Raw genomic sequence first — 5,231 nt, forward strand, 5'->3', positions numbered from 1 at the left:
AATGTAGTACCATCGGCGCTAATGGGCTTAACTTCTCTGTTCGGAATGGTAAGAGGTGAGCCCCATCGCTATAACCACCTTAAGTTATAGCTGTTCGCTATTGGCATTTAGCCTTTAGCTTCCAGCGTTTATCACTTTGGATAAACAAATATCTTAACATATTGAATAAAGAACATGGTTTGTAATAATTATTGAACTTATAAAAAAACAGGCGTACAATAAGCCTATGGGTTATTAGTACTACTCGGCTATGACATTACTGCCTTTACACCTATAGCCTATCAACGTGGTAATCTCCCACGACCCTTTAAAGAAATCTCATCTTGTGGTGGGTTTCGCGCTTATATGCTTTCAGCGCTTATCCCTTCCCAACGTAGCTACTCAGCAATGCTCCTGGCGGAACAACTGATACACCAGAGGTTAGTCCAACTCGGTCCTCTCGTACTAGAGTCAGATCCACTCAAATTTCTAACGCCCACTGTAGATAGAGACCGAACTGTCTCACGACGTTCTGAACCCAGCTCGCGTGCCACTTTAATGGGCGAACAGCCCAACCCTTGGGACCTTCTCCAGCCCCAGGATGTGACGAGCCGACATCGAGGTGCCAAACCCCCCCGTCGATATGAGCTCTTGGGGGAGATCAGCCTGTTATCCCCGGCGTACCTTTTATCCTTTGAGCGATGGCCCTTCCATGCGGAACCACCGGATCACTATGCTCTACTTTCGTACCTGATCGACTTGTAGGTCTCTCAGTCAAGCTCCCTTATGCCATTGCACTCTACGCACGATTACCAACCGTGCTGAGGGAACCTTTAGAAGCCTCCGTTACTCTTTTGGAGGCGACCACCCCAGTCAAACTACCCACCAAGCACTGTCCCTTCTTATGAAGGTTAGACTCTAGATAAGCAAAGGGTGGTATTTCAACAATGACTCAACAACGCCTGGCGACGCTGCATCGAAGTCTCCCACCTATCCTACACATTACTTATCCAAAACCAATACTAAGCTATAGTAAAGGTGCACGGGGTCTTTTCGTCCCACAGCGGGTAATCGGCATCTTCACCGATACTACAATTTCACCGAGCTCATGGCTGAGACAGTGTCCAGATCGTTGCACCATTCGTGCAGGTCGGAACTTACCCGACAAGGAATTTCGCTACCTTAGGACCGTTATAGTTACGGCCGCCGTTTACTGGGGCTTCATTTGAATGCTTTGCTAAAAGCTAACATCTCCACTTAACCTTCCAGCACCGGGCAGGTGTCAGGCCATATACATCGTCTTTCAACTTAGCATAGCCCTGTGTTTTTGATAAACAGTCGCCTGGACCTTTTCACTGCGGCCACCCCGAAGGGTGGCGACTCTTCTCCCGAAGTTACGAGTCTATTTTGCCTAGTTCCTTAGCCATGAATCTCTCGAGCTCCTTAGAATTCTCATCCCAACTACCTGTGTCGGTTTAGGGTACGGGCCGCTACTCTTGTTTTTCTTGGAAGTCGATTCTCTGGATTATCACCGCAACCGAAGTCTTAGTGTACTATCACCGTGTTACCACTGGCTTCAACGTGCTATTCCGTCAGCACGCACCAAATATTCGCCTCCGTCACTTTTAATGAGAGCGGGTACAGGAATATTAACCTGTTGTCCATCCACTACCCCTTTCGGGTTCGCGTTAGGTCCCGACTAACCCTCAGCTGATTAGCATAGCTGAGGAAACCTTAGTCTTTCGGAGTGCGGGTTTCTCGCCCGCATTATCGTTACTTATGCCTACATTTTCTTTTGTAGCTTCTCCAGAATGCCTCACGACAAACCTTCGACGACACTACAATGCTCCCCTACCACTTATCGTCCATAGCTTCGGTAGTATGTTTATGCCCGATTATTATCCATGCCGAACCGCTCGACTAGTGAGCTGTTACGCACTCTTTAAATGAATGGCTGCTTCCAAGCCAACATCCTAGCTGTCAAAGCAGTTCAACCGCGTTTATTCAACTTAACATACATTTGGGGACCTTAGCTGATGGTCTGGGTTCTTTCCCTCTCGGACATGGACCTTAGCACCCATGCCCTCACTGCATTACATCATTTTATAGCATTCGGAGTTTGTCAGGAATTGGTAGGCGGTGAAGCCCCCGCATCCAATCAGTAGCTCTACCTCTATAAAACTAATAATACGCTGCACCTAAATGCATTTCGGGGAGTACGAGCTATTTCCGAGTTTGATTGGCCTTTCACCCCTACCCACAGGTCATCCGAAGACTTTTCAACGTCAACCGGTTCGGTCCTCCACTGTATGTTACTACAGCTTCAACCTGCCCATGGGTAGATCACACGGTTTCGCGTCTACCACTACTAACTAAAACGCCCTATTCAGACTCGCTTTCGCTACGGATCCGCACCTGAAGTGCTTAACCTTGCTAGCAACGGTAACTCGTAGGCTCATTATGCAAAAGGCACGCCGTCACCCCAAAGGGCTCCGACCGCTTGTAAGCGTATGGTTTCAGGTTCTATTTCACTCCCTTATTCAGGGTTCTTTTCACCTTTCCCTCACGGTACTAGTTCACTATCGGTCTCTCAGGAGTATTTAGCCTTAACGGATGGTCCCGCCAGTTTCACACAGGGTTTCACGTGCCCCGCACTACTCAGGATACCACTATCTAATCGCTCTTTACCTATACGGGACTATCACCCTCTATGGTTTGGCTTTCCAACCAATTCTAATTCATCACGACTCGAATAACGTGGTCCTACAACCCCAACATTGCCGTAACAACATTGGTTTGGGCTAATCCGCGTTCGCTCGCCACTACTTACGGAATCACTTTTGTTTTCTTCTCCTCCGGGTACTTAGATGTTTCAGTTCTCCGGGTTTGCCTCCCTAAGGATACTATATCTTCAATATAGTGGGTTGCCCCATTCGGATATCTGCGGATCAATTTGTATGTGCCAATCCCCGCAGCTTTTCGCAGCTTATCACGTCCTTCATCGCCTCTGAGAGCCTAGGCATTCCCCATACGCTCTTTTGTAGCTTATTGTACTTTTTGCTTTTTTAATGAGTTTATTATAACTATCAAAACGATTTGATAACTATAATATGACTAATTAGATATCGCTCGCGTGACTCTAATTAATCCTATTTTATTACTTAAATAGATTAGATCTCTCTAATCGTATTTTTCATGTATCTTTTTTCAATATGTCAATGAACTTTACGACAACGCATACGCGCCATCTGGCTCCTACGTTAAAAATGTCTAATAGACATTTTCTTAACACTTCGGCCCTGTGGAGAATATCGGAGTCGAACCGATGACCTCCTGCGTGCAAGGCAGGCGCTCTAGCCAGCTGAGCTAATCCCCCGTCTCTTTTAGTTGACAGTCCACAGTCTGCACTATGCAGTAGCTTGTTGCCGACTTTTGGTGGATAGTCTTCTTCTAGATTTTCCTTTTTTATTTAGTAGTTAGTAGTCTCAGGCAGACTCGAACTGCCGACCTCTACATTATCAGTGTAGCGCTCTAACCAGCTGAGCTATGAGACTCTACTAAATCTTTATTTTTAAATTAACAGCAATGAGAATAAACTATTCTTTGTAATAGTTATGATACTTTATTAGTCGTCTTTCTCTAGAAAGGAGGTGTTCCAGCCGCACCTTCCGGTACGGCTACCTTGTTACGACTTAGCCCTAGTTACCGATTTTACCCTAGGCCGCTCCTTACGGTGACGGACTTCAGGCACTCCCAGCTTCCATGGCTTGACGGGCGGTGTGTACAAGGCCCGGGAACGTATTCACCGGATCATGGCTGATATCCGATTACTAGCGATTCCAGCTTCACGGAGTCGAGTTGCAGACTCCGATCCGAACTGTGATAGGGTTTATAGATTCGCTCCTTCTCGCGAAGTGGCTGCTCTCTGTCCCTACCATTGTAGCACGTGTGTAGCCCAGGACGTAAGGGCCGTGATGATTTGACGTCATCCCCACCTTCCTCACAGTTTGCACTGGCAGTCTTGCTAGAGTTCCCGACTTGACTCGCTGGCAACTAACAACAGGGGTTGCGCTCGTTATAGGACTTAACCTGACACCTCACGGCACGAGCTGACGACAACCATGCAGCACCTTGTAAATTGTCCGAAGAAAAGTCTATCTCTAAACCTGTCAATCTACATTTAAGCCCTGGTAAGGTTCCTCGCGTATCATCGAATTAAACCACATGCTCCACCGCTTGTGCGGGCCCCCGTCAATTCCTTTGAGTTTCATTCTTGCGAACGTACTCCCCAGGTGGGATACTTATCACTTTCGCTTAGCCACGCAGTCGAAACCGCACAGCTAGTATCCATCGTTTACGGCGTAGACTACCGGGGTATCTAATCCCGTTCGCTACCTACGCTTTCGTCCATCAGTGTCAATACATTATTAGTGATCTGCCTTCGCAATTGGTATTCTATGTAATATCTATGCATTTCACCGCTACACTACATATTCTAACCACTTCATAATGATTCAAGACTAGCAGTATCAAAGGCAGTTCTACAGTTAAGCTGCAGGATTTCACCTCTGACTGACCAGTCCACCTACGGACCCTTTAAACCCAATGATTCCGGATAACGCTTGGATCCTCCGTATTACCGCGGCTGCTGGCACGGAGTTAGCCGATCCTTATTCTTACAGTACCGTCAAGTCCCGACACGTCGGGAGGTTTCTTCCTGTATAAAAGCAGTTTACAACCCATAGGGCAGTCTTCCTGCACGCGGCATGGCTGGATCAGAGTTGCCTCCATTGTCCAATATTCCTCACTGCTGCCTCCCGTAGGAGTCTGGTCCGTGTCTCAGTACCAGTGTGGGGGATCCCCCTCTCAGGGCCCCTACCTATCGCTGTCTTGGTGCGCCGTTACCACACCAACTAACTAATAGGACGCATACTCATCTTGTACCGTAACCTTTAATGATAATTCCATGCGAAATAACCACATTATGGAGCATTAATCCAAATTTCTCTGGGCTATTCTCCAGTACAAGGCAGATTGTATACGCGTTACGCACCCGTGCGCCGGTCGTCATCTGTAGCAAGCTACAATGTTACCCCTCGACTTGCATGTGTTAGGCCTGCCGCTAGCGTTCATCCTGAGCCAGGATCAAACTCTTCATCGTTAAATTTTTAAGTCTTGTATGACTTGTTTGCTTAACAACTAATTTAGAATCTCTAATACTCAAAATGGTCTATTCTCTTTGTTGATTAATA

At 47.0% G+C, this 5,231-nt stretch carries 2 tRNA genes and 3 rRNA genes; all 5 read right to left on the bottom strand.

Features of this window, described 5'->3' with window-relative positions:
* Nucleotides 1-82 (bottom strand): 5S ribosomal RNA (gene rrf / locus ACKGJY_RS15340); the annotation flags it as partial.
* Between the two features lie 132 nt (nt 83-214).
* Nucleotides 215-3,030, bottom strand: a 23S ribosomal RNA gene (locus ACKGJY_RS15345).
* A 251-nt stretch (nt 3,031-3,281) separates the two neighbouring features.
* Nucleotides 3,282-3,355: transfer RNA gene (locus tag ACKGJY_RS15350), tRNA-Ala, on the bottom strand.
* 104 nt (nt 3,356-3,459) lie between these two features.
* Nucleotides 3,460-3,533 (bottom strand) — tRNA-Ile (locus ACKGJY_RS15355).
* A gap of 89 nt (nt 3,534-3,622) precedes the next feature.
* Nucleotides 3,623-5,140 (bottom strand): 16S ribosomal RNA (locus ACKGJY_RS15360).
* Nucleotides 5,141-5,231: the final 91 nt, after the last annotated feature.

This window comes from Hyunsoonleella sp. 2307UL5-6, from assembly GCF_047345485.1.
Classification (GTDB): domain Bacteria; phylum Bacteroidota; class Bacteroidia; order Flavobacteriales; family Flavobacteriaceae; genus Jejuia.